This is a genomic window from Arthrobacter sp. P1_B11 (assembly GCF_056406715.1).
In genome coordinates this window covers 25,659-47,366 of record NZ_JBFTZQ010000031.1, presented here as the reverse complement: position 1 = coordinate 47,366, position 21,708 = coordinate 25,659, and the positions used below count along the sequence as shown (strand labels likewise).

Genomic DNA, 21,708 nt, shown 5'->3' with positions numbered 1-21,708 from the left:
GAACGATCCAATCGGAATTGTTCTTGGGATAGCTCACGGGTTCCCCCGGGGAATCCACGGCGTTGAGGCACAGCGAGAGCCAGGCCAAACAATTGGACCCAGGTTCCGCACGCAAATTTAGTAATAAACGTCGAGAGAAGTGAGTTCCCAAGTGGTGTACGCGATTGTCCGCGCAGGCGGCCGCCAAGAGAAGGTTTCCGTTGGAGACTTCGTTACCCTGAACCGCGTCGCCGGTGGAGCTGGCAGCACCATTGAGCTGCCCGCACTGCTCCTGGTAGACGGTGACAAGGTCACCTCCGCAGCTGCGGACCTGGCCAAGGTAACTGTTACGGCTGAGATCCTTGAGGACCTTCGTGGTCCGAAGATCGTCATCCAGAAGTTCAAGAACAAGACCGGTTACAAGAAGCGCCAGGGTCACCGTCAGGAACTGACCAAGGTCAAGATCACCGGTATCAAGTAACCACTGGTTACTGTTCAGGTTTTCAGCAGATTCCCCAGAATTTAAAGGCAGGCATTCCAAATGGCACATAAAAAAGGCGCGAGCTCCACTCGCAACGGTCGTGACTCCAACGCCCAGTACCTCGGCGTCAAGCGCTTCGGCGGCCAGGTAGTTTCCGCAGGCGAGATCATCGTCCGCCAGCGTGGAACCCACTTCCACCCCGGCGCAGGCGTTGGCCGTGGCGGCGACGACACCCTGTTCGCACTGCAGGCCGGCGCTGTCGAATTCGGCACCCGCCGCGGCCGTCGAGTCGTGAACATCGTTGCTGCTGCAGCTGCAGAGTAACAACAGGATCTGAACCGGTGGAGCGGGCCATGATGGCCCGCTCCACCGTTCTTTTAACCGCATTACAATCAATTTGGGTGTCCAAGACAGTCAGATTAAGCACAGAGGAGATTCACCGTGGCGAGCTTTGTAGACCGGGTAGTACTGCACGTATCCGGCGGTACCGGCGGCCACGGCTGTGTCTCCGTTCACCGTGAGAAGTTCAAGCCGCTCGGCGGACCCGACGGCGGCAATGGCGGCAACGGCGGCGATGTCATCCTGCGCGTGGACCTGCAGACCACCACGCTGCTGGACTACCACCACGCCCCGCACCGGCACGCCACCAACGGCGGCCCGGGCATGGGTGACTGGCGCGGCGGCAAGAACGGTGAAACGCTGATCCTGCCCGTCCCGGACGGCACCGTGGTCAAGACGAAGGACGGCAAAGTCCTCGCCGACCTCGTCGGCGAAGGCACCGAATTCATTGCGGCTGCCGGCGGCATCGGCGGCCTTGGCAACGCCTCGCTGTCCTCGCAGAAGCGTCGCGCCCCCGGCTTCGCACTGCTGGGCATCGAGGGTGATTCCAGCGACATCGTGCTGGAACTGAAGTCCATCGCGGATATTGCCCTGGTCGGATTCCCTTCGGCGGGCAAATCCAGCCTGATTGCCGCGATGTCCGCTGCCCGGCCCAAGATCGCCGACTACCCGTTCACCACGCTCATCCCCAACCTCGGCGTGGTCCAGGCCGGCGAGGTCCGGTTCACCATCGCAGACGTCCCCGGACTCATCGAGGGTGCCAGCGAAGGCAAGGGCCTGGGCCATAACTTCCTCCGCCACGTGGAGCGTTGTGCGGCTTTGGTGCACGTTTTGGACTGCGGTACGCTCGAATCTGACCGTGACCCGCTCTCCGACCTCGCCATTATTGAAGCCGAGCTTGAGAAGTACGCCGTTGACATGAGCTACGCCGGCACCGACGGAGAAGTTGTCCCGCTCAACCACCGGCCCCGGCTGGTGGCACTGAACAAGGTCGATCTGCCCGACGGCAAGGACATGGCCGAGTTCGTCCGCCCGGAGCTGGAGTCCAGAGGCTACCGCGTCTTCGAAGTCTCAGCCACGAGCCACGAGGGCCTGCGCCAGCTTGGTTTCGCCATGGCCGAGATCGTCAAGGCCGCCCGGGACACGGTGGCGGCCACGCCGCCCAAGGTGCACGCTCCTGTCCTGCGCCCCCGTGCGGTCAACGAGGCCGGCTTCAAGATCCGCCGCGAGGAGAAGAACCTGGAGCCGCTGTTCCGCGTCCTGGGCGAGAAGCCTGTGCGCTGGGTCAAACAGACCGACTTCACCAACGAGGAAGCCATTGGCTACCTGGCCGACCGCCTTGCCAAACTGGGTGTGGAAAACGAACTGTTCAAGCAGGGTGCCAAGCCCGGCGACACAGTGGTGATCGGTGAGGACGACGGCGTGGTGTTCGACTGGGAGCCCACCATGATGGCGGGCGCGGAATTGCTCGCCGCGCCGCGCGGTACTGACGTCCGTTTCGCTGACATCGGAGACCGGCCGACGCGTGGACAGAAGCGCGATGAGCAGGTCGAGCGCCGTGAAGCCAAGGCCGCGGCACGCGCCGAGCTGGAGGCTGAGCGCAAGGCCGGAATCTGGACTGAGTCAGTCAGTGGACGCCGTGCCGCACGGCCTCTCAAGGAGAGTGGACTGAACACCGACAATGAGGAGTGAACCCGCACACGTGACCGACAATTCCGCAGTAGTCATCGAGGAAACCAGAACCGACGACCGCAGGATGCTCGCGAGGGCACGCCGCATCGTAGTCAAGGTCGGATCGTCGTCGCTTACCAGCATCAAGGGCGGAATCTCGGAGGAGGCGCTGACCGAACTTTCTGACGCGCTGGCGGCCAAGTGCAACGCGGGCGCCGAAATCATCCTGGTTTCCTCCGGCGCCATCGCGGCAGGACTGGCACCGCTTGGCCTGGCCAAGCGTCCGCGCGACCTCGCCACGCAGCAGGCAGCTGCCAGCGTGGGCCAGGGCCTCCTTATGGCCCGCTACACACAGGCTTTCGGCGCGCACGGTGTCACCGTCAGCCAAGTGCTTTTGACTGCAGATGACCTCATGCGGCGAAGCCATCACCAGAACGCGTTTCGCGCACTGAACCGTCTGCTGAACCTCGGCGTTGTGCCCGTGGTCAATGAGAACGACACCGTCGCAACCCACAAGATCCGCTTCGGCGACAACGACCGCCTCTCCGCCCTCGTTGCCCACCTGGTTCGCGCCGATGCGCTGGTGCTCCTTTCCGACGTCGACTCGCTTTATGACGGTCCGCCCTCGAAGGGCGCCAAGCGCATCCCGCAGGTAGACGGCCCGCAGGACCTTGAAGGTGTATCCATCGGCAGTCCCGGCAAAGCCGGGGTGGGAACCGGCGGCATGCAGACCAAGGTGGAAGCCGCCACAATGGCTGCAGATTCCGGCATCCCCGCGCTTGTAACTTCCACCGCGAATGCGGCCGCGGCCCTTGCCGGCGAAGACGTGGGAACCTGGTTCTCCGTCAACAGCGGACGCAAGTCCGTGCGCATGATGTGGCTCGCGCACCTCGCGCACGTGCAGGGCCGGCTAATACTCGACGACGGCGCCATCACCGCCGTGCGGGACAACCACACCTCGCTGCTCCCGGCGGGCATCACGGCCGTTGAAGGCACCTTTGAATCCGGCGACGCCGTCGAAATGGTATCTGCCGACGGCACGGTCATTGCGCGCGGCCTGGTCAACTACTCCGCCAGCGAATTGCCGCAGATGCTGGGCCGCTCCACCGTGGAGCTGGGGGAGTCCCTGGGGCGCGGCTTTGACCGTGAGGTTGTTCACGTTGATGACCTGGTTCTGGTCTAACGGCCGCACTCGCCTAGACTTGAATGATGACTGAGGCACTGATGAACCAAGCAGCAGAGACATCCACCGACGCTACGCAGGTCCCTTCCATGCCGGAAAACTCCCAGCCGACACCGGCAGAGGTCGAGGCGGCCGTCTACGCGATCGCCGACCGTTCCCGCCACGCGGCCCGCAGCATGTCCCGGGCCAACCGCGCCCTGAAGGACAAGGGTCTTCGTGCCATTGGAAGCGCATTGCTGGAGCGCAAGGCCGAGATCCTTGCCGCGAACGCCAAGGACGTGGAAGCCGGCCGCGCGAACGGAACTACGGCCGCCCTCCTTGACCGGCTGACGCTCAACGACGCCCGGATCGACGCCCTCGCAGGCGCCCTCGAAAATCTCGCGGGCCTGCCCGACCCCGTCGGCAACGTTGTCCGGGGCCAGACGCTGCCGAACGGCCTGCGCCTGCGTCAGATCAACGTCCCCATGGGCGTGGTTGCGGCCATCTATGAAGCCCGCCCCAACGTGACAGTTGATATCGCCGGTCTCGCGCTGAAGAGCGGCAACGCCGTGATCCTGCGCGGCGGCTCAGCGGCGGCTGCCACCAACGAGGCCCTGATCCTCGTACTGCGCGAAGCTCTCGACTCCGTGGGCCTTCCTTCGGATGCCGTCCAGAGCGTCGACCAGTTCGGACGCGAAGGGGCCAATGTGCTCATGCGTGCCCGCGGCCGTGTTGACGTGCTGATTCCCCGCGGCGGCCGTGAACTGATCCAGACCGTCGTGAACAATTCCTCCGTCCCGGTCATCGAGACAGGCGAGGGCAACGTCCACATCTTCATCGACGAGTCTGCCGGCGAGGACATGGCCGTGGAGATCCTCCTCAACGCCAAGACCCAGCGGCCCAGTGTCTGCAACACCGTGGAAACGCTGCTGGTCCACTCCGGCTCCACCGTCCTACCGGCGGTGGCCGAGGCGCTCAGCAAGGCCGGCGTCCGTCTGCATGCCGATGACCGGATCCGCGCCGTGCTGCCCGCATCCGTAGAGTCCGTGCCGGCCACCGACGAGGACTGGGCCACCGAGTACATGGACCTGGACCTGGCGGTGGCCATGGTGGACAGCCTGGACGAAGCGGTGCAGCATATCCGTACCTGGACCACCGGCCACACCGAGGCCATCCTGACCAACAACCTCGCGAACGCCGAACGCTTCATTGCGGAAATTGACTCGGCGGCGGTGATCGTGAACGCGTCCACGCGCTTTACCGACGGCGGCGAATTGGGGTTGGGTGCCGAGGTCGGCATCTCCACGCAGAAGCTTCATGCACGGGGTCCGATGGGCCTCACGGAGTTGACCACCACCAAGTGGATCGTGCAGGGCGAAGGCCAAGTGCGCGGTTAACAACCGCGGTAGCCGTGGCTAACAACGCGGTAACATAGTACAGAAGTCCGGAACGGCGGGAATTTCCGCCGTCGTCATCCTTTCAGTCCTAGGGGAGAAAATGCTGCTCCAGCAGATCGCCGTGTCAGTTGCCGAACACGAAGAACGGGCCCCCCTGTGGGCTGAACCGTGGGTTTTTGGCGTGTCGATCTTTAGCATCCTGCTGGTTCTGATGTTCATCACGCTGTCCTACTCGAACCTGGGCAACCGCCACTCCCCGGTGGACGAACATTCGGATCCGCACCGCCAGCACCCCAACAAGCACGATCACGGGCAGGGCCACTAACATTTCCACCGCATTGCATCACGGCGGTCCGCAACGCCGGCTGAGGTTGGGCGTGATGGGCGGGACGTTCGATCCCATCCATCACGGCCACTTGGTGGCGGCCAGCGAGGTAGCCGCCAAGTTCGGACTGGACGAGGTGGTCTTCGTTCCGACCGGCCAGCCGTGGCAGAAGTCGAGTAAGAAGGTCAGCGAGCCGGAACACCGCTATCTCATGACCGTGATTGCCACGGCGTCGAATCCGCGGTTCACCGTCAGCCGCGTGGATGTGGACCGTCCCGGTCCCACCTACACCATCGACACGCTGCGGGATCTGCGGACCCAGCGTCCCGACGCCGACCTGTTCTTCATCACCGGTGCGGACGCMCTGGCTCAGATCCTGTCATGGAAAGATATCGACGAACTGTGGTCGCTGGCCCACTTCGTGGGCGTCACCCGGCCGGGGCACGAACTGGACGGCATGGGCCGAAAGGACGTCAGCCTCCTCACGGTGCCGGCCATGGCCATTTCCTCAACGGACTGCCGCGCACGCGTGGCGGCCAACAATCCGGTCTGGTACCTGGTGCCGGATGGCGTGGTTCAGTACATCGCGAAATACGGACTTTACGCCGCGCCGCGGACCCAGCAAGGCAGCTCCGCGCTTACCGAGACAGACGATCCCGACAGCACTGAATGAGTTCTTAAATGAGTCAGGAACAGCCACCCGTCCGCAGCCGCCGTGAATTACGGAAGGCCAGAGATGAAGCCCTGGGTAAGAACCGGGATGACGCCAGCACCACGCGTGCCGGCGGGGTAGCCCCTGCCTCAAAGCAACCTTCCCCGAAACAGCCTTCGTCCAAGCAGCCGGCTGATCCCCGCGCAGCGGAAGCGTCCAGGGCCGCCGGCGCTCCACGTCCCGCGGACACTCCCGGCAATCCCGATGGCGCCCGCGCCTCTGATGCAACGCGTCCATCCTCCGAATCTGGGCGTGTCCGCCGCGTCGCGCCGGGGCCCGTGGATTCCGTCCCCGCAGGCTCAGCGGCTGAACGCTCGTCCCAGATCAGGGCGAGGGACCGTGCCGCGCTCCGCACCATCAAAGAGCTCGCGGAAAAAGAAGGGCAACTGTCCGGAGGCGGACCGCCCACTCGCCGCCAGCTCAGGCTGATGCAGCTGGAACAGGCTGTCACCTCGGCCATGCCCGTGGTCCCGCCCGCTGCTGGCGGCCCGGCTCCCGCCCAAAAGAAGGGTTCCACGCAAGCGCAGGCACCTGCCGCGCCTGCTCAAGCTCAGCCCCCAGCCCAACCGCAGGCGCCCGCGCAGCCGAAGGCCGCGCCGGCGTCGGCCGGGGCGTCCGCTGGGGACGAGTTGCCCGAGGGCATGACTGTCGAACAGGCACTTGAGGCCCGCACCCTCATCGCCGAACAGGCCAAGAACCAGCTCGCCAAGATGGAGCACATCGCTGCCACGGACCCGGAAGCCGTAGACCCCGAGATCCTGGCTCAGCAGATAGCCCTCGCTGAACGCGCTGCCGTTCTCAACAAGCGTGCCATGGCCAAACAGAAACTTGCCGAACAGAACGCCCCGACCCAGCCGCAGAACGCCCCGACCCAGCCGCAGAACGGCCCGTCCACGGCCAGCAACCTGGCCATGGTAACGCCCCTGGAATTTGTCCAGGTTCCGGGAGTGGACCGCCCCGTCATGAAGCGGCCGGCCACATCGTATGTTCCGGTGGTGACCAGCCCGGGGCCGCGCGTTCCCTCACGGGCTGCACGCCAGACCAAGAAGCCGCGGTCAGGCGGCAGCACGCCATCGACAGGACGCTCGCGGGTGATCGCCCGTGCCGAGGCGGCAGCAAGGGCCGCGTCCGGAGCCGCAGCTCCTCAGACGAACGCCGCCTGGGATGCGGAGTTGAATGAGGATTTTGCCGGGCTGCCGCCTGTGTCAGCGAAGTCCGCCTACGGACTGGATCCGCTCGATGCCGCAACGGCCGGTCTCGGCAGGGCCCACCGGCTCCGGCTCCTCCAGTTGGGAGTGGTGGCCCTCGGGACCATCGCCCTCATTACCGGAATCATCATGATCATCAGCGGCCTCTCGCGCTGACTTCAGCAATAACCACCAGGTTTTACACCACAACAAGGAGTCCCGTGACTGCATCCGATTCATCCATCACCACAGCCCGACACGCAGCGAGGGCCGCGGCGGACAAGATTGCCCAGGACATCGTTGCCCTGGACGTCAGTGAGCGCCTTGCCCTCGCAGACGTCTTCCTGATCGCTTCCGCGCCCAGCGAACGCCAGGTCAACGCCATTGTCGACGGCATCGAAGAGGAGCTCATCAAGCAGGACCTTCGCCCGGTCCGCCGCGAGGGCCGCTCGGCCGGCCGCTGGGTCCTGCTGGATTACTCCGACGTAGTGATCCACGTCCAGCACGAGGAAGACCGCGTCTTCTATGCCCTCGAGCGACTCTGGAAGGACTGCCCGGTCGTGGACCTGCAGCTCGGCGACGACACCTCCGCCAAGGCCGCCGCGACTTCCGAATCAGAGTAGGGCTGGCCCGAACAGTGGCCAATATGCCCGATTTGGAATTTTCGGAATCGCTGTTCTAAGATATTTGAGTTGCTTCGGAGAGATCCGAACAAAAGGTCGGGCCCTGAGGCGAACGCTGAAGGTGCCGGAGCAGCGAAAATTAGGGGCTGTGGCGCAGCTGGTAGCGCACCTGCATGGCATGCAGGGGGTCAGGGGTTCGAGTCCCCTCAGCTCCACAAGAAACCGCTGGAACTCAGGGCTGCGGCCCGGTTCCGGCGGTTTTTCTTTGCCGACATTCAGCACGCCTCCGTGTTTTGCCCGTGTTTTGAAGACGCGAACACCAGCAATCGACGGCGCGGCAAGCAGCGCAGCGTAGATTCCGGCACCAGAGGTCTTTTGTCGCTCCTTTAGCCGGCCCAGAACCGATGGTGTGTGTGCCATGGTGCCCCTTTCATCTTGGTACGGGCGTCATCTGAGGTGTCGTGAGGGGCCTGTGGGCGGAATAAAGCCTTTCCTGTTCCATGTGCAGCTCGGCGGTTTGAACTGAGGGCCCAACCGCCGTCCACTGTCGGCATTAATCAGCTTCCGGCCTCTCGACGTGCCGGCTGGATCGGAGGACGATTAAGGGGCAGCGCTTTTAGGAGGTCAGTGATGTGCGGTTCATACAGCAAGGATTTCCGTCGCGACGCCAGGAAAGACGCCACACGGGATGCTGACGAGCGCCCGGAGCGCCGGGTGGAGGCAAAGGACTTCAAGTTCTGGGCCTTCCCTTGGCGCCGCAGGGAGTTCACGGTCCAGGAACCCGAGCAGGCTCCTGACAGGACCGGGGAGAAGGTCTAATCCGAGAACGGAAGGAGGGGCAGCCGCAATGGTTGCCCCTCTTTCGTGCCTGTCTGGACTATCGGCCGAAGAGCCGGCGGAACGCCGACACCTTCACCGGCTCAGGGCTCTCCGCCGGCTTTTGCTGGCGGCCAATAGTCACTGTCCGCATGGTGCTGTACCAGCCAGCTGCAAATGTCCGGAACGTTGCTCACCCCCCCCATCGTGGGGGTCGGCGAGTACCACGTATTTGAGGGGGAGCTCCCGTTTTTTCACAAGGCCCTCGGACGAGAGTGAACATGTCCTGGAGCGGACCAAACCGCTAGTCCGAAGCTCCGGATGGCCGGGCCCGGCGTCCCCAGCAGCGACGGGCCCGGCAACACACCCTCGGCTTGGCGGCCGTACTCTGGCGGGAAGGCAGGTAGGCGGACAGCCTTCTCGACCTACGGTTCCCTCAGGAGCCCTACGATGGCCGCCGGTAAGCGCACGCCAGAAGGCCTGACGGGGCGTTCAATACATCAGACGCTGGTAGAGTCGGTGGTCCTGCCAAACCCCGGCAATCTTCAGGTAGGCGGCCGCAAGGCCTATTTGCTCGAAGCCTGTTGCTAGGCAGCGGACATGAGTTCAGCATCTGCCTGGCCCAGCAATCTGACCTGCACATCCCCGATCAAAGTTTTTATCCCCGCCATCACCGCGCTACTTTAGCGGAGAAGTCGGCGCAACGGTTCCTGGCCGCCAGAGTGCTCGGCGGGTTGCGTGTGCCGAGCGTCGCCGCTTGGTCTGTGGCGTCCGTGGTGGCGCACCCGATGCGCGGCCTCAACGGAGGCATCACTGCCTTCGTAGCTGCTTTTCCAGAAGAAGCCGCTGGACCTGGTCATCAGCCCGGTCCAGCGGCTTTGTTTTATCCGGTGCCGATATGATTTCCTTCACCACTAGCGATTTTTAAAGGGGAGATATGGAAGGTACCGTGCAGCCGGACCCCATGACTCGGCGAGGATGGGTTTGGCTGATTGCCGCGGGATTCTCCGTATCGATCACCGGAATCATCGTCGGCTTGCAGAAAGCCGGCCCGCTTTGCGGCAGTGCGCTTATGCCGCAAAGCCGCGCCGCTGAAATCTTCGACGCCCTTCGGAGCCGCTCCCGTGCCGCGGCAGAGTGCTATCGGATTGTCGACTCTTCTGCGGTTCCGACCTGGATCCTTATAGTGCTGGGCATCGCCCTGGTCCTTGCCGGAGTCATCATCCGGGTGCTCAGTATCAACCGACACGCGGCCAGCGCAGCATCCCCGTCTGTGGCGCCGCAGATCCAGGAACTTGTACGCCTGCAGCGGCAGGGTCTGATCTCCGACGAGGAGCTCAACACCAGGCGGGCCGAATTACTCAACCGCCTGTAAGGCCGTTGGAGCAGGAGCAGAAGGCGCCAACGGCCACCCGTCGGCTGGCCGCGTGCCCAACGGCTCGAGACATCCGGAACCTCGTGGTTAGGCTGCCTGCCAGCTGACCGGGAGCTCCTTGAGTCCGTAAATGATCGTGCTTTCCACCCGCTCGAGGCGCGTTTGGGCGGCCACGACCAGTCTGGGCAGGCGGGACAGAACGGCCGCAAGTGCGATCCTCGCTTCAAGTCTGGCAAGAGGGGCACCGAGACAGAAGTGAATGCCGTGTCCGAAGGCAAGATGCCGGACAGGACCGCGGTCGATATCGAACTGGTCAGGTCGCTGGAAGTGCCGGTCGTCGCGGTTCGCCGATCCGATCCACGCCACCAGCGGGGCTCCGGCGGGGATCTGGAGACCGCCCAGGATAGTTTCTGTAGCCGCTACCCGGTACATGGACTGGACGGGAGAACGGTAGCGCAGCACTTCTTCTACCGCCTGCGGCAAAAGCGCTGGTTCCGCTTGGAGCCGTTCGATCGTGCCGGGCACTTCCGTGAAACAAAGCACCGCGTTGCCGATCAGGTTGGTGGTCGTTTCATTGCCGGCGACGAGCAGCAAACTGCAGAAGCCCAGCAGCTCGGCGACACTCAGTTTTTCGCCTTCGATCTCGGCTGCCAGCAGGTTGCTGATCAAATCGCTTCCAGGGCGGCGTCTACGCTGTTCGATCATGGCCAGGAAGTACTCAGTCATGTCCCGGTTGGTGGTGCGGTGGTCGGCGCTCTCCGCTCCCGCCCGCGTTTGGCTGACGATGACATCGGACCACTTCTTGAAGCGATCACGGTCCTCGGCGGGTATGCCCATGAGCTCCGCGATCACGATCACCGGCAGCGGGTACGCCAACTCCTCGACAAGGTCGGCCGTACCGATGGCAGCGATCCCGTCCAGTAGTTCCTCCGTGAGCGTTGAGATACGGGGAGCAAGCCCGTCCACTGCCTTCGGCGTGAACGCCTGAGTCACCAGGGAGCGCAATTGCCGGTGCCGGGGTGGGTCGGTGGTGACCAGACTCGCCGCGAACAACTGGCCCGTCTCCGACGGATCGCCCCCGCCCATCCTTGAGGAGAACGTGGCATGTTCGGAAAGCACACGCTGCACGTCGTCATACCGGAAGACGTGCCAGCTCCCGGATGACTCGTCGTGGAGGACAGGTGCGCGTTCCCTCATCCTCTTGTAATGAGGGAAGGGGTCCATTCGATGCTCATTATCCGGTCTGAAGTCCATGGTTGGCCTCCCTGCTCCGCCCGCGGTCTTCCGGGCGCAGACGAAGTGTCGGGGCGCGCGTTGCACGTCTCACCGGTAGACGCGGACCCAATCGACCTGCATCTGGGTTGGTTTGGTGGCCGTTCCGTTCGGGAACCAGTCGAGCTGGAGGGTCTGGTGCATCCCGACGGTCGGCTGATGGGCTGGATTCGTGTCGGTGAACCACAGGATTCCATCGATGTATCCGGTGATCCCCGTTGAGGTCCACTGGACGGCGTAGTTGTGCCATTGGGTGACGTCGATCGTCCGTGCCCCCCGGGTCTGATAGCTGTATGGTCCGGCGCAGGCGTAGTGCAGGGCAAATTTGACCATGGTGGTATCGGTGAGCGCCTCGGCGTAGTCAACTTCAGCGCAGTTCGGGGAAGTGTTGCCGTTCGGCCACAGGAGCACGACAGGGTGGTATTTCGGGTCTCGCACGCTGGTCTTCATTCGTGTTTCCCAACGGCCGTACTTTTGTTGGGCGAAAATCGCCGACATCCCGCCCGTCGTGCCGGAAACGTTACCGCTGACCGTCGCCACTCCATTGGCCACGTTCCACGCCTTTGGGCTACGGATCCCTTTGCCGGCGTGCCCCAGCCCGTCGTACAGTTTCCATTTTTGCGGGTTGGGCGCCCCGACGTAGGAAAACTCGTCGCCTGCCACCACCCGGCCCCATCCCCGCAGGACTGCAGCCTGGACTCCGTCCGTGGCCGCCGTTGCTACGAATCCCGGGTCCGATGCCGGTACCGACACGCGCCCATTCAGATTCACTGCCGCCAGACTCAACGTGGCGGCAGCAATAACCGCTGCTGCCAGCTTTCGCTTCAAACGCATGGCTCTCCTCAGCTCTGCATTATCCACAGCGCCCCAGCAACACGCATGCGGGTCATTCCGCTGGACTCAGGCTACGGGACAGACCTTGGGAAAGTCTTGGAGTCCGGGTCCCCGCTTGCGCTTAGCCACTCAAAAAGGCCGCGGCGGGAAGTCACCGTGCCGGGCACGGGGACGGCCTGATTGGCTTCCAGCCCAATTGTGCATTAGGCTATTCAGGTTGCTTCCGGGAGACACAAAAGACCGGCAGGAACAAGGTTTGGGGCTGTGGCGCAGCTGGTAGCGCACCTGCATGGCATGCAGGGGGTCAGGGGTTCGAGTCCCCTCAGCTCCACCAAGAAACCGCTGGAATTCAGGGCTGCGGCCCGGTTCTGGCGGTTTTTCTTTGCCGAAACTCGACACAGCTCTGACACGTGGGCACCTTTTGACCACTTTTCACGGAACCTTCATGCTCCTTCTGACGCCTGAGGAAATCCAGGCCAAGTCACAGAAACGTCGCAACAGGGTAAATTTTGTCCCACGAACCGCCCTTCCGCCAGGTCGCAGCTTTAGGATGAGCTCGTTTCACTCACTCGAAAACATGGGGGTACAACTTGAGTTATCCGCAATACCCGCAGCAGCAAGCGCAGCCCTGGCAAGGCGGTGAACCGCCACTCTGGGCTCCGTACTATGGCGCGCCTTTCCCGGCAGCAGTCCGCCGGTTCTTCAAGAAGTACGCCACGTTCTCCGGGAGGGCCAGCCGCAGCGAATACTGGTGGTGGACCCTGGTATCCGTTGGCGTAAGCATCATCGTGAACATCATCATAGGAGCGGGAGCTGCCGCCACGCCGGCAAGTTCTAGCCTCGGCAGCACCCCGGCTCCCGGACCTGGTGCCATCGTCGGCTACATTCTGCTCGTCATTTGGGCGCTGGCCACCATCGTTCCGTCCCTCGCGCTCACCGTACGGCGCCTGCACGACGTGAACATGAGCGGCTGGCTGGTGCTCCTCGGGCTGGTGCCGTTCCTGGGTGCACTGGCCTTGCTGGTGTTCATGATTCTGCCCGCCAACCCGGCAGGTCAGCGCTTCGACCAGCCCGGCAGCGTCTAGTCAGGACCTGTCCGCAAGGACCTCCGGTCGGAGAGCGCGAAAGGGGCTGCACTGAGGTGCGGCCCCTTTTGTGTGCCCAGGGCGGGTAGTGTGCCGAAATCCGCCAACAGAGTTCGTTTGCGCCACTTTTGGGTCAGCCCATGCTGCCCGGGCGAGCGGAGGAGTCAGGGGAGTGCCCGGCGGGCGGTGCCGCCGGTGAGGAGGTCCTCAACCCTGGCCGGCACGAGGTCTTTCAGGAACTGCAGCCGGTCATCGGGGGACCTGGTCGCCGCTGCAGCGTGCCCGACGGCTTCCATTGCAGATCGCGCGGTGACCCTGGCATCATCCGCTTCCAGGCCCCAGGCCGCTCCTTCCCGGACGAGGTGTTCCAGTGTGAGGTGATTCAGCCCGATCTGCCCGCCGAGCGCGTGGCCGGCGTTGGAGCTTGGCGGGTAGAGCAACAGCGTGGGCGCCACGTCGTACAGGGGAGCGAGCAGCACTTCGCCGCCGTCCCGGATCAGGATCGAGTAGTTTTTCGAGTGGGCATCGCCGTTGCCGATGACAAGGTTGAAGGTGACGGCCCGGAGCAGGTCACGTCGGAAATCGTCWGGGTGGCGGGTGTGCGGTGACGCGGCAGCAACGACTCGGGTGAGCCGGGACGGCGGGACCGTGGTTCCCTCGTACTTGGCCGTGCTCGCGAGGGCGAGGGCCTGGGTGAAGTCTTCCTGGTGCAGCCTGCCCCCGTCCGGGGTGCGGTCAAAGCGCGTCACGACGATGGCGTCCCGTTCCCCGAACGTTTCCAGGTGCGCTTGGGCTGCCGGCAGCCCTGCTGCCGCAGCGACCCGGAGGGCCCAGTCTTCGGAGGTGAGGAGCTGGGGGATCGGCGAATCGAGCGGCTCGGGCTTGATGATGTGCGTGGACACCGCGCCCCGTCCGGGCCAGGCCCACCCGCCGTCGTGCCTGCTCAGGAGGACCTTTGACTGGACGCCTCCCAGGGAGGCCGTGATGGCGAAGTCGGCGGGCAGATCCCAGGTCGGCAGTGACTCAACGACATGGCGGACCTCCTCGTCCGTCATGGCTGCCGCCTGCGAGGGCCCGTCCGGCCCGGTTCCTGGCGGCAGCGCCTGGACCGCGCCGGCGCAGTCGGCCCCGAGGACGGACAGCAGGCCGAGGGCATCCGGTGTGGTGATCCGGTTCGCGGCAGCCAGGTGCGAGCGCACCTGGCCTTCGGGCAGCAGTCCGTCGAAGTAGTTAAAGACCGCGGGGCCGTCCAGTTTCTTCCGCGTCACCGGGAGCGCCAGGGAGAGCAGGATGGACGATGCACCATATTCGGCGACGATGTCCCGGTCGTACTGGAAGGCCAGCCTCAAGGGCGTGCCGGAGAGAACCCCGATGGGGCGTCCATGCAGAAAGACCTCAAGGCTACGGCGGGTCACGGCCTGACCTGCAGCTTGGAGAACCGGGGGATCAGTGCCACATCCCGGCCGAGGGCACGGATTGCGTCTATCGCGACGATCATGGACACCGCTTCGCCGTGTTCGAGGCGGTGGATGGTGCGGCGGGTGGTGCGGATCCGGTCGGCCAGTTCCTGCTGCGTCAGGGATGCTTCCTTGCGGGCATCGCTGATGGCCAGTCCGAAAGAGACGGCATCCACAGCGCGATAGAACGGGGTCAAGTCCGGCGAATGTGACATATTTTGATCATATAGGGATTTTCTGCGCTTGGGACATATCTGGCACATCCGAGCTTACTTCGCAGATGCGACATATATGTCCCATTATTAGTGGGGTGCGGCTCCGACCCGACCAAGCCTGACCTGCGATCTCCTGGGGCGAGGGGCACTGGAATCTTGTGATGGGGACGTCAAGGCACAGGCCAACGGGCAACGCGGTTCCGGGTGTCCCGGGCACCGGTGCGCCCAAAGTAATCGCCCCGCCTTAGCAGGTGCTGGAACCTGCCAGCGCGCGCCGGAAGCATCATTCCAGGATCTTCTGTTTGACGATCGCCAGGTAGTCTCCGGCGGCTTCCTCGAAGCCGAAATCCAGCCAGTACGCTTTCAGGGCCGTCGTCGCCGCTTCATATTCAGGAGATTTTTCGTCTGGAAAAGCTCCGCTGGTCGCCGGAGCTGCATGAAGCACAACCAGGTCAGCGGACCTGCCGATCGTCTCGATAATTGCGTGCAAAGCCGAGTAGCCGATCCTGTCGCCCCGGTATTCAGGAAGGATTTCCAGGGATGATACGACCATCAGGTCACCGCCGTACTGGAGATACTCGGCCACCAAGTCCGGGCGGTCACTCGTCAGCATCTCGGCGACCAGCTCCATTTCCCGGTCCGCTCCGTCGGCTGCCACGGCGAGGTTGAGCATCCCTGCCTTTGGCACAAGGTAGACGGCCGCGCTTCCGACTTGGACGTCGTCTTCGTTGTGTCCGCCGCTAATGGTGATTTCCCACCGCATCGGAAGGTCAGCCGGATCGTGCTCGGGGCCGGGGGCGCCGCGATACCGGAGCCTGTACTCGAAGGTCAGCAATTCCGGATCGATCGCGGTCATGACGCCATCCTTGAGTTAACTCCAACGATGCTTACAGGGGAAGTTTATGCCCGGAGCGGCCCAGGAATCTCGACTTCGTTCGATTGCAGCGACAGCCGCTGCCCCTGACGCGCGGATTAGGATAGGCAACGTGAACGAGACGCTTCCTCCTTGCCCGGATTGCTCAAGCGAATACACGTATGAGATGGGTGCTCTCCTGGTCTGCCCTGAATGCGGCCACGAATGGTCAGCGGCGCCGGCTGAAGCGGACGGGCCGGGGGAGCGGGTCATCAGGGACGCCGTGGGAAACGTGCTGGCCGACGGCGACACCGTTACCGTGGTCAAGGACCTCAAGGTCAAGGGCAGCTCCACCGTCATCAAGGTTGGCACCAAGGTGCGCGGCATCCGCCTCCTGGACGGCGTGGGCGACCACGACATTGACTGCAAAATCGACGGTGTGGGTCCCATGCAGCTGAAGTCCGGTGTGGTGAAAAAGGTTTAGGGACCGACCGCAGTACGAGCCACGGAAACGTCACCGAGCCCTGCCGAAGCCCGTCGTGTGCCATTTCCGGCTTCCGCCCCCCATGTCCTCGTGATAGGGGAATGCCGGTGAAATGGTGTATGTTGCATTCCCGTCAGATAAGAACGTCAGAGAAGAGAATGAACCAAGTGGCAACCGATTACGACGAAGTACGATCCGACGTCAAAGAATCTCAGGACAGGTCCCTCGAAGCGCTTCAGTCCGCGAACGCCCCGGACGCCCGCAGCGTCGTCCGCGAGCTGGACGAGGCTGACGCCATGGACGGCGCCGTCACCCCGGGCGGAGAGTTTGTCGCCGAGGAACTGGTCGTCCAGGTCGTACCCCAGGCGGAGGACGAATTCACCTGCTACTCCTGTTTCCTGGTCCGGCACCGGTCCCAAATTGCGCGTGAGAAGGACGGCCACGCATACTGCACTGAATGTGAAGGCTAAGGCGGAACCACGCGCCGGGCTGCTCCCGGATCCGGAATGATGCACGGTGCCGCCGCGGCGACAGATCCGCGGCCGCATCACGAAGATGACTGCGAAGAGTATGTGCCTCTCAGGCCTTCGGGGCAGAACTTGCTGCGGCTGCCCCGAAATTTCACGGGCAGGGTTGCCGCAGAAAGTTGCCGCCGGCAGAACCTCTTCTCCCGTCATGAAGCGTTCGTGCCGCCAAAACGGACCCTCATAAATCGAACAGAAGAGGGGATGGAGCTTCCGAAAGCCCAGAGCCCCGAGATCCGTGAAGAAGTGAGTACTGGCTGATACTTCTTCAGCCCGAGGGTTGCGGCGAGAGTTCTTTCGGGATTAAAAATCCCCCGGACGCCCGGTGCCGTCCCAGTAAGAGGGTGGCGTCCAACATGACATGGTGTCTCCGGAACAGCTCCCAGCCGACTCTCTCCGACGAGTCAAGCCTAAGTTCGTTGCCGCAAGCAAGCAAGTGGGTAGCGGCTTCTGGAGGTCTGATGTCGCATTCCGAAGAAGGGTTCATTCCCGTCCGCCGGTGACGGTGCGGGTTTTGGCGGGCGGCCTGCACCGAATTCGCGGTAWGTTTGCTCAGTAGCCTGCCCCTCGAGGGGCACGGCATATTCGGCATTGGCAGGCAGTAAAGAACAGGCGGCGGCATCAGGTGACGGAAAACAGCCTTGGGCACCTACTGGGCAGGCTGCGGAGGTACCCGGACGTTGAGGCCACCAACCTGCAGGCATGGGACGCCACCGACACGCTGCTGCTGGAAACGGCCGCCGACTTCCTGACGCCCGAGAGCAGCGTTGCGGTCCTCGGCGACCGCTACGGGGCTCTCGCGCTGGGGCTGCTCGCTGGCCGTGCGTCACCGCCTGCGCGGGTTCGGGTGCACCAGGATCTCATCACGGGGGAGCGTGCACTCCGCAACAATGCTGCTGCACTCGGCGTCGACGCCGGGTTTGTGCAGCTGCCCCTGGGGGCAGCGCTGCTGGACGGCGCGGACATCGTTCTGCTGCAGCTTCCCAAGACGCTCGCCGAGCTCGAGGAAATTTCCGACGCCGTGGCGCGGTACGCGTCCGCTGGGACCGTGCTGCTTGCCGGCGGTCGGGTTAAGCACATGTCCCTGGGCATGAACGCGGTGCTGGGGAGGTATTTTGAAACCGTCCAGCCGCAGCTGGCGCGGCAGAAGTCACGGCTCCTCGTGGCATCGGGGCCAATGCCCGGGCAGCCAGCGTCGCCGTATCCGGTGATGGAGTACAACGCCGAGCTGGATCTCACCGTCTGTGCGCACGGTGCCGTATTCGCCGGCACCAGGCTGGATATCGGAACGCGCTTCCTGCTGGAGTTTCTTCCGGCGATCCCTGCGGCCGGCAGCGCAGTGGATCTGGGCTGCGGCACCGGGATCCTGGCGGCCATGTATGCGCGAGCCCATCCGGAGTCGGCGGTGACGGCCACGGACCAATCAGCGGCGGCAGTTGCGTCCGCGGCGGCCACGGCAGCGGCGAATGGCCTGGACAGGCAGATCACTGTGCTTCAGGACGACGCGATGAGCTCTGTTCCGGCCGGCAGCGCCGACCTCATCCTGCTAAATCCCCCCTTCCACCTTGGAGCGAGCGTCCACGCCGGTGCGGGGATCAAGATGTTCGAGGCCGCGGCCCGGGTGCTGGCTCCCGGCGGTGAGCTGTGGACGGTCTTCAACAGCCACCTGCCGTACTTGCCGGCTCTCGAAAGGCTGGTTGGACCGACCCGCATCAAAGGCAGGAACCCGAAATTCACGGTGGCTGCCAGCACCAAACTGCACGGCAGCTAAGCGTCGCCCCCGGCACGGGCTGCCCTCCGCCTTGGTCCGCGAGTGGGACATACCCGTATACCGGTAGGTAACGTACGATTCAGACATCGATAGTGACGCACCGACGATGCTTAGGGGATTCATTGACCGAGATCCGCCAGCCCACACCGCGGCGCGGAACCAACCTGCCCCGCATGGGTGACTTCAACCTGACAGTCATCCTGGACGCGATCCGGCGATCCTCAGGAGGCCTCAGCCGCGTCGAGCTGGCGCAGATCGTAGGCCTGTCGCCGCAGACCATCTCGAACATTTCCCGCCGGCTGCTGGACCAGAACCTCATTGTCGAGGCAGGGAAAGAGGGGAGCGGGCCAGGAAAGCCACGGACCATCCTGCGACTTAATCCGTCGGGTATGTATGCGGTGGGTGTGCACCTGGATCCCGCCGTCGCAACCTCCGTGCTGCTGGACCTCACAGGTGCAGTGGTTCAGCATTCGCAGATCAAGACTCCGGACGACGGCAATCCGGATGCCGTCATCTCCGCCATCGCCGCGGAGATCGAACAACTCGTGGACGCTTCCGGCGTGGACCGGGACAAAATAGCCGGCCTCGGGGTGGCTACTCCGGGTCCGATCAACCATGACCACGGCACCGTGGTGGAGCCGCCGTTGCTGAACGGCTGGGACAGCGTTCCGCTCCGGGACGCGCTGGCCGAAGCCACGGGGATGTCGGTGCTCATGGACAAGGACGTGACCAGCGCCGCCGTGGCGGAAACCTGGGCTGGCGGCCCCAGCGGCACGGGCAGTTTCATCTTCATGTACATGGGCACGGGAATCGGCTGCGGCATTGTCCTCAACGACGAGGTGGTCCGCGGTACGTCGGGTAACGCCGGAGAAATCGGCCACATCATCGTTGATCCGGACGGGCCGCCCTGCGACTGCGGCCTTCGTGGCTGCGTAAAGTCCTCTTGCATTCCCCAGGTCCTCGTGGCCGAAGCCCAGGCTGCCGGAATCCTGGACAACTCAAGTCCGTTGACGAGCGGGCCTGCGGTGCAGGACGGTTTTGCATTGCTCTGCGAGGCTGCCGAGGCGGGAAACGGGGCGGCCGCTGCGATCATCGACAAGTCTGCGGCGCTCGTGGCACGGGCAGCGGCGGTGGTGGCCAATACGCTCGACGTCGACCGCGTGGTGTTCGGCGGACCATTCTGGGCTCCGCTGTCACGGCGCTACTTGGACCAGGTTCCCGAACTGATCAATCAGAACAGCGACGCGGGGAACATCCATGGCATTGAAGTGGTGGGCACGGGTGTGGGGGAGGATGTGGGGGCCGTGGGCGCTGCGTGCCTCGTCCTCGAGCACACGCTGGCTCCGCGGGCGCAGCGGCTGCTGCTGGAGGGCTGAGGTTTCGGGCCGGCCGACTAGTGCCGGGGGCAGCCCTAATCGATGTCCTCGACAATCGTTCCGTACGGAATGGTGTCGTCAAGGTGCGCCTGGTGCCCCTTCGGAATGAACAGCACACGCACGCCATGGAGCTTGTCGGCGGCGGACTGCATGAGGATCGGACGGACCATGTCAACGAAGCTTGGGTCCTTGCCGACGAGATATTCCTGATAGCTGGCTGGTAGCTGGATCATGGCAAAAGAATAGACCCGTTCCCCCTGCATAGGGAGGGTAACGGCTACTTCTGCGGCGCCGGAAGCGGGACTGGACGACGCCGGGACCAACGTCGTCCGGACCATCCGGGCTGATACGCCCCGGTTGACCGCTGTCATGCCATCTGGCCCAGGCGGGCGCCTTGAGCGAAGAATGTTCTGTGCAGGGCACAACCGGAGGCGTAAGACTGCGTCTTAATTCGATGCCGACTTGAACCGGCCCCCAACTGGCTTCTAAAGTTCTATACAAGTTACCGAGGTAACGTGTCAGCGATCCTCCGCTGTGGTCCTGCCGCCCGTCGGCAGCCAAGGAGGGTGTGGGTGCCCCCATGTGGGCCTGACATTTGCTCACGGACTGCTTTTATTCAGGCGTAACAGTCGCGGCTGCGCCCTGCCGAAGTACGTTCCGTGTTCCCCAAACTCAATTCATTGACCGCACACTGCACGGGCCACCGCCACGGCAGTGCCGCTTTCAATGGCCCATAGCCAAGGACGCAAATGTCACCACCCAGCCTTATTGAGACCCATCCAAATCTTTCCGACACCGCCCCTGTTGCGCTGTCGTATGAGCTCTTCCCTCCCCGGTCGCCCGCGGCTGCGGAAACGTTGTGGACGACCATCCGCGAGCTGGAGACGACGGACCCCGACTACGTGTCCGTCACCTACGGTGCCAGCGGCTCCAACCGGGACACCGCGGTCGAACTCATCAACCGCCTGGTCCTGGAAACCACCCTCCGCCCTCTGGCCCACCTGACCTGCGTCGGAAACACGCCGTCGGAACTTGCCGAAATCATCGGCGAGCTGCTTGACGCCGGAGTACGCGGCATCCTTGCCCTGCGCGGCGACCAGCCCAAGGACAGCGGTGAACCGGTCAGCGGCTCCCTTCGCTACGCTCAGGACCTGATCGAACTGATCCGGCGGGTTGAGCAGCGGCGGTCGGCGCTGCTGTGCGCCGGCAAGGTGGCAGTCGGCGTGGCGGCCTATCCCACCCGGCACCCGGAATCCCCGAGCGAGGCACACGACGTCGAGGTACTGCTGGCCAAGCAGCGCTCAGGCGCGGACTTCGCCATCACCCAGGTGTTCTTCCGCACCGAGCAGTACGCGGACCTCATCACGAGGGCCCGCCGCGCCGGAGTCACGATCCCCATCATCCCAGGCGTCATGCCGCTCACGAGCCTGCGCCGGCTGAAGCGGCTGGGCGAGCTGACCGGCGTCGAACCGGCTCCGGAGCTCATCGAGCGGCTGGCCGCGGCGGATTCCGATGCCGAGCGCCTGCGCATCGGTGTGGGCGCCACGGTGGACCTGGCCAACGCCGCACTGGATGCCGGAGCCCCCGGCCTGCACCTGTACACGTTCAATGAACACCAGAGCGCGCTGGAGGTACTGGACAAGCTCTCGCTCGTCCGTCCGGCACGCTCGGCCAGCCGCCTCAACGCGATCGCCCGCCGCCAGCTCGCCAGCTGACCACGGCCAGCTGACCCCACCCCAAGACCTGCACGCCTTCCCACCCATTCAAGGA

Annotated in this window: 23 protein-coding genes and 2 tRNA genes; 19 read left to right on the top strand and 6 right to left on the bottom strand. The window is 64.0% G+C overall.

The window, feature by feature from the left end; translation table 11 throughout:
• The first annotated feature begins 151 nt into the window (after positions 1–151).
• The 12 genes from rplU (at position 152) to AC1D14_RS19305 (ending at position 10,067) form a co-directional block, all read left to right on the top strand.
• On the top strand, positions 152–460 hold the full coding sequence (rplU, locus tag AC1D14_RS19360) for a 50S ribosomal protein L21 (protein ID WP_230119644.1): 309 nt from the start codon (positions 152–154) through the stop codon (positions 458–460).
• A 60-nt stretch (positions 461–520) separates the two neighbouring features.
• Entirely contained in the window at positions 521–784 is a 264-nt protein-coding gene (gene rpmA, locus AC1D14_RS19355; protein WP_003803426.1) for a 50S ribosomal protein L27, read from the top strand.
• A gap of 117 nt (positions 785–901) precedes the next feature.
• The gene (obgE, locus tag AC1D14_RS19350; RefSeq protein ID WP_230119638.1) at positions 902–2,491 is read left to right on the top strand and encodes a GTPase ObgE; all 1,590 of its coding nucleotides are present in this window, start codon (positions 902–904) and stop codon (positions 2,489–2,491) included.
• Positions 2,492–2,555: 64 nt separating this feature from the next.
• Positions 2,556–3,653 carry a glutamate 5-kinase gene (proB, locus tag AC1D14_RS19345; protein ID WP_230119643.1) on the top strand — a complete coding sequence of 366 codons (1,098 nt, stop codon included), beginning with the start codon at positions 2,556–2,558 and terminating at the stop codon, positions 3,651–3,653.
• Positions 3,654–3,679: 26 nt separating this feature from the next.
• Entirely contained in the window at positions 3,680–5,029 is a 1,350-nt protein-coding gene (locus AC1D14_RS19340; RefSeq protein WP_230119637.1) for a glutamate-5-semialdehyde dehydrogenase, read from the top strand.
• Between the two features lie 100 nt (positions 5,030–5,129).
• Positions 5,130–5,354 (top strand): hypothetical protein, encoded by a 225-nt coding sequence (locus AC1D14_RS19335; RefSeq protein WP_230119636.1) that lies wholly within the window; start codon positions 5,130–5,132, stop codon positions 5,352–5,354.
• 1 nt (position 5,355) lies between these two features.
• Entirely contained in the window at positions 5,356–6,027 is a 672-nt protein-coding gene (nadD, locus tag AC1D14_RS19330) for a nicotinate-nucleotide adenylyltransferase (RefSeq protein WP_476875678.1), read from the top strand.
• A gap of 8 nt (positions 6,028–6,035) precedes the next feature.
• Complete coding sequence (locus AC1D14_RS19325) at positions 6,036–7,430, top strand: hypothetical protein (protein WP_476969034.1); 1,395 nt, start codon at positions 6,036–6,038, stop codon at positions 7,428–7,430.
• A 44-nt stretch (positions 7,431–7,474) separates the two neighbouring features.
• Positions 7,475–7,876, top strand: a complete 402-nt coding sequence (gene rsfS / locus AC1D14_RS19320; RefSeq protein WP_230119633.1) for a ribosome silencing factor — start codon at positions 7,475–7,477, stop codon at positions 7,874–7,876.
• Between the two features lie 142 nt (positions 7,877–8,018).
• A tRNA-Ala gene (locus tag AC1D14_RS19315) sits at positions 8,019–8,091 on the top strand.
• A 415-nt stretch (positions 8,092–8,506) separates the two neighbouring features.
• Positions 8,507–8,695 carry a hypothetical protein gene (locus AC1D14_RS19310; protein ID WP_230119632.1) on the top strand — a complete coding sequence of 63 codons (189 nt, stop codon included), beginning with the start codon at positions 8,507–8,509 and terminating at the stop codon, positions 8,693–8,695.
• A gap of 961 nt (positions 8,696–9,656) precedes the next feature.
• A complete protein-coding gene (locus AC1D14_RS19305; RefSeq protein WP_476969033.1) occupies positions 9,657–10,067 on the top strand; it encodes a hypothetical protein in 411 nt (136 codons plus the stop codon).
• Between the two features lie 87 nt (positions 10,068–10,154).
• Here AC1D14_RS19305 and AC1D14_RS19300 read toward each other — a convergent pair whose 3' ends face one another.
• Together AC1D14_RS19300 and AC1D14_RS19295 are read right to left on the bottom strand one after the other, a co-directional pair.
• Positions 10,155–11,291, bottom strand: a complete 1,137-nt coding sequence (locus AC1D14_RS19300; protein ID WP_476969032.1) for a cytochrome P450 — start codon at positions 11,289–11,291, stop codon at positions 10,155–10,157.
• Positions 11,292–11,390: 99 nt separating this feature from the next.
• Complete coding sequence (locus tag AC1D14_RS19295) at positions 11,391–12,173, bottom strand: glycoside hydrolase family 16 protein (protein WP_230119629.1); 783 nt, start codon at positions 12,171–12,173, stop codon at positions 11,391–11,393.
• A 258-nt stretch (positions 12,174–12,431) separates the two neighbouring features.
• On the opposite strand from AC1D14_RS19295, the gene AC1D14_RS19290 reads away from it, so the two are divergent.
• Positions 12,432–12,507, top strand: a tRNA-Ala gene (locus AC1D14_RS19290).
• 256 nt (positions 12,508–12,763) lie between these two features.
• On the top strand, positions 12,764–13,258 hold the full coding sequence (locus AC1D14_RS19285) for a DUF805 domain-containing protein (protein WP_230119628.1): 495 nt from the start codon (positions 12,764–12,766) through the stop codon (positions 13,256–13,258).
• Positions 13,259–13,422: 164 nt separating this feature from the next.
• Here the strand turns inward: AC1D14_RS19285 and AC1D14_RS19280 are convergent, their stop codons facing one another.
• From AC1D14_RS19280 to AC1D14_RS19270, 3 genes are all read right to left on the bottom strand, one after another.
• Complete coding sequence (locus tag AC1D14_RS19280; protein ID WP_230119627.1) at positions 13,423–14,673, bottom strand: type II toxin-antitoxin system HipA family toxin; 1,251 nt, start codon at positions 14,671–14,673, stop codon at positions 13,423–13,425.
• Entirely contained in the window at positions 14,670–14,930 is a 261-nt protein-coding gene (locus AC1D14_RS19275) for a helix-turn-helix transcriptional regulator (protein ID WP_230119626.1), read from the bottom strand. Before AC1D14_RS19275 ends, AC1D14_RS19280 begins: the two co-directional genes overlap by 4 nt.
• A gap of 283 nt (positions 14,931–15,213) precedes the next feature.
• Positions 15,214–15,786 carry a hypothetical protein gene (locus AC1D14_RS19270; protein WP_476969031.1) on the bottom strand — a complete coding sequence of 191 codons (573 nt, stop codon included), beginning with the start codon at positions 15,784–15,786 and terminating at the stop codon, positions 15,214–15,216.
• A 130-nt stretch (positions 15,787–15,916) separates the two neighbouring features.
• Between AC1D14_RS19270 and AC1D14_RS19265 the strand changes: the two genes are divergently transcribed.
• From AC1D14_RS19265 to AC1D14_RS19250, 4 genes are all read left to right on the top strand, one after another.
• Complete coding sequence (locus AC1D14_RS19265) at positions 15,917–16,267, top strand: zinc ribbon domain-containing protein YjdM (RefSeq protein WP_476969030.1); 351 nt, start codon at positions 15,917–15,919, stop codon at positions 16,265–16,267.
• A 167-nt stretch (positions 16,268–16,434) separates the two neighbouring features.
• The gene (locus tag AC1D14_RS19260) at positions 16,435–16,737 is read left to right on the top strand and encodes a DUF4193 domain-containing protein (RefSeq protein ID WP_230119623.1); all 303 of its coding nucleotides are present in this window, start codon (positions 16,435–16,437) and stop codon (positions 16,735–16,737) included.
• Between the two features lie 679 nt (positions 16,738–17,416).
• Positions 17,417–18,562, top strand: a complete 1,146-nt coding sequence (locus AC1D14_RS19255; protein ID WP_476969029.1) for a class I SAM-dependent methyltransferase — start codon at positions 17,417–17,419, stop codon at positions 18,560–18,562.
• A 122-nt stretch (positions 18,563–18,684) separates the two neighbouring features.
• Complete coding sequence (locus tag AC1D14_RS19250) at positions 18,685–19,938, top strand: ROK family transcriptional regulator (RefSeq protein ID WP_230119621.1); 1,254 nt, start codon at positions 18,685–18,687, stop codon at positions 19,936–19,938.
• A gap of 35 nt (positions 19,939–19,973) precedes the next feature.
• On the opposite strand, the gene AC1D14_RS19245 is transcribed toward AC1D14_RS19250, so the two are convergent.
• Complete coding sequence (locus tag AC1D14_RS19245; RefSeq protein ID WP_230119620.1) at positions 19,974–20,171, bottom strand: hypothetical protein; 198 nt, start codon at positions 20,169–20,171, stop codon at positions 19,974–19,976.
• Between the two features lie 516 nt (positions 20,172–20,687).
• On the opposite strand from AC1D14_RS19245, the gene AC1D14_RS19240 reads away from it, so the two are divergent.
• Entirely contained in the window at positions 20,688–21,653 is a 966-nt protein-coding gene (locus AC1D14_RS19240; RefSeq protein WP_230119619.1) for a methylenetetrahydrofolate reductase, read from the top strand.
• The last annotated feature ends 55 nt before the right edge of the window (positions 21,654–21,708 follow it).

Coding starts and splice junctions, on each gene's coding strand:
- rpmA (WP_003803426.1), top strand. CDS start 521: ATGGCACATAAAAAAGGCGCGAGCTCCACTCGCAACGGTCGTGACTCC.
- AC1D14_RS19335 (WP_230119636.1), top strand. CDS start 5,130: ATGCTGCTCCAGCAGATCGCCGTGTCAGTTGCCGAACACGAAGAACGG.
- AC1D14_RS19305 (WP_476969033.1), top strand. CDS start 9,657: ATGACTCGGCGAGGATGGGTTTGGCTGATTGCCGCGGGATTCTCCGTA.
- proB (WP_230119643.1), top strand. CDS start 2,556: ATGCTCGCGAGGGCACGCCGCATCGTAGTCAAGGTCGGATCGTCGTCG.
- AC1D14_RS19240 (WP_230119619.1), top strand. CDS start 20,688: ATGTCACCACCCAGCCTTATTGAGACCCATCCAAATCTTTCCGACACC.
- AC1D14_RS19275 (WP_230119626.1), bottom strand. CDS start 14,930: ATGTCACATTCGCCGGACTTGACCCCGTTCTATCGCGCTGTGGATGCC.
- AC1D14_RS19295 (WP_230119629.1), bottom strand. CDS start 12,173: ATGCGTTTGAAGCGAAAGCTGGCAGCAGCGGTTATTGCTGCCGCCACG.
- AC1D14_RS19340 (WP_230119637.1), top strand. CDS start 3,680: ATGACTGAGGCACTGATGAACCAAGCAGCAGAGACATCCACCGACGCT.
- AC1D14_RS19300 (WP_476969032.1), bottom strand. CDS start 11,291: ATGGACCCCTTCCCTCATTACAAGAGGATGAGGGAACGCGCACCTGTC.
- AC1D14_RS19310 (WP_230119632.1), top strand. CDS start 8,507: ATGTGCGGTTCATACAGCAAGGATTTCCGTCGCGACGCCAGGAAAGAC.
- AC1D14_RS19245 (WP_230119620.1), bottom strand. CDS start 20,171: ATGATCCAGCTACCAGCCAGCTATCAGGAATATCTCGTCGGCAAGGAC.
- AC1D14_RS19325 (WP_476969034.1), top strand. CDS start 6,036: ATGAGTCAGGAACAGCCACCCGTCCGCAGCCGCCGTGAATTACGGAAG.
- AC1D14_RS19270 (WP_476969031.1), bottom strand. CDS start 15,786: ATGACCGCGATCGATCCGGAATTGCTGACCTTCGAGTACAGGCTCCGG.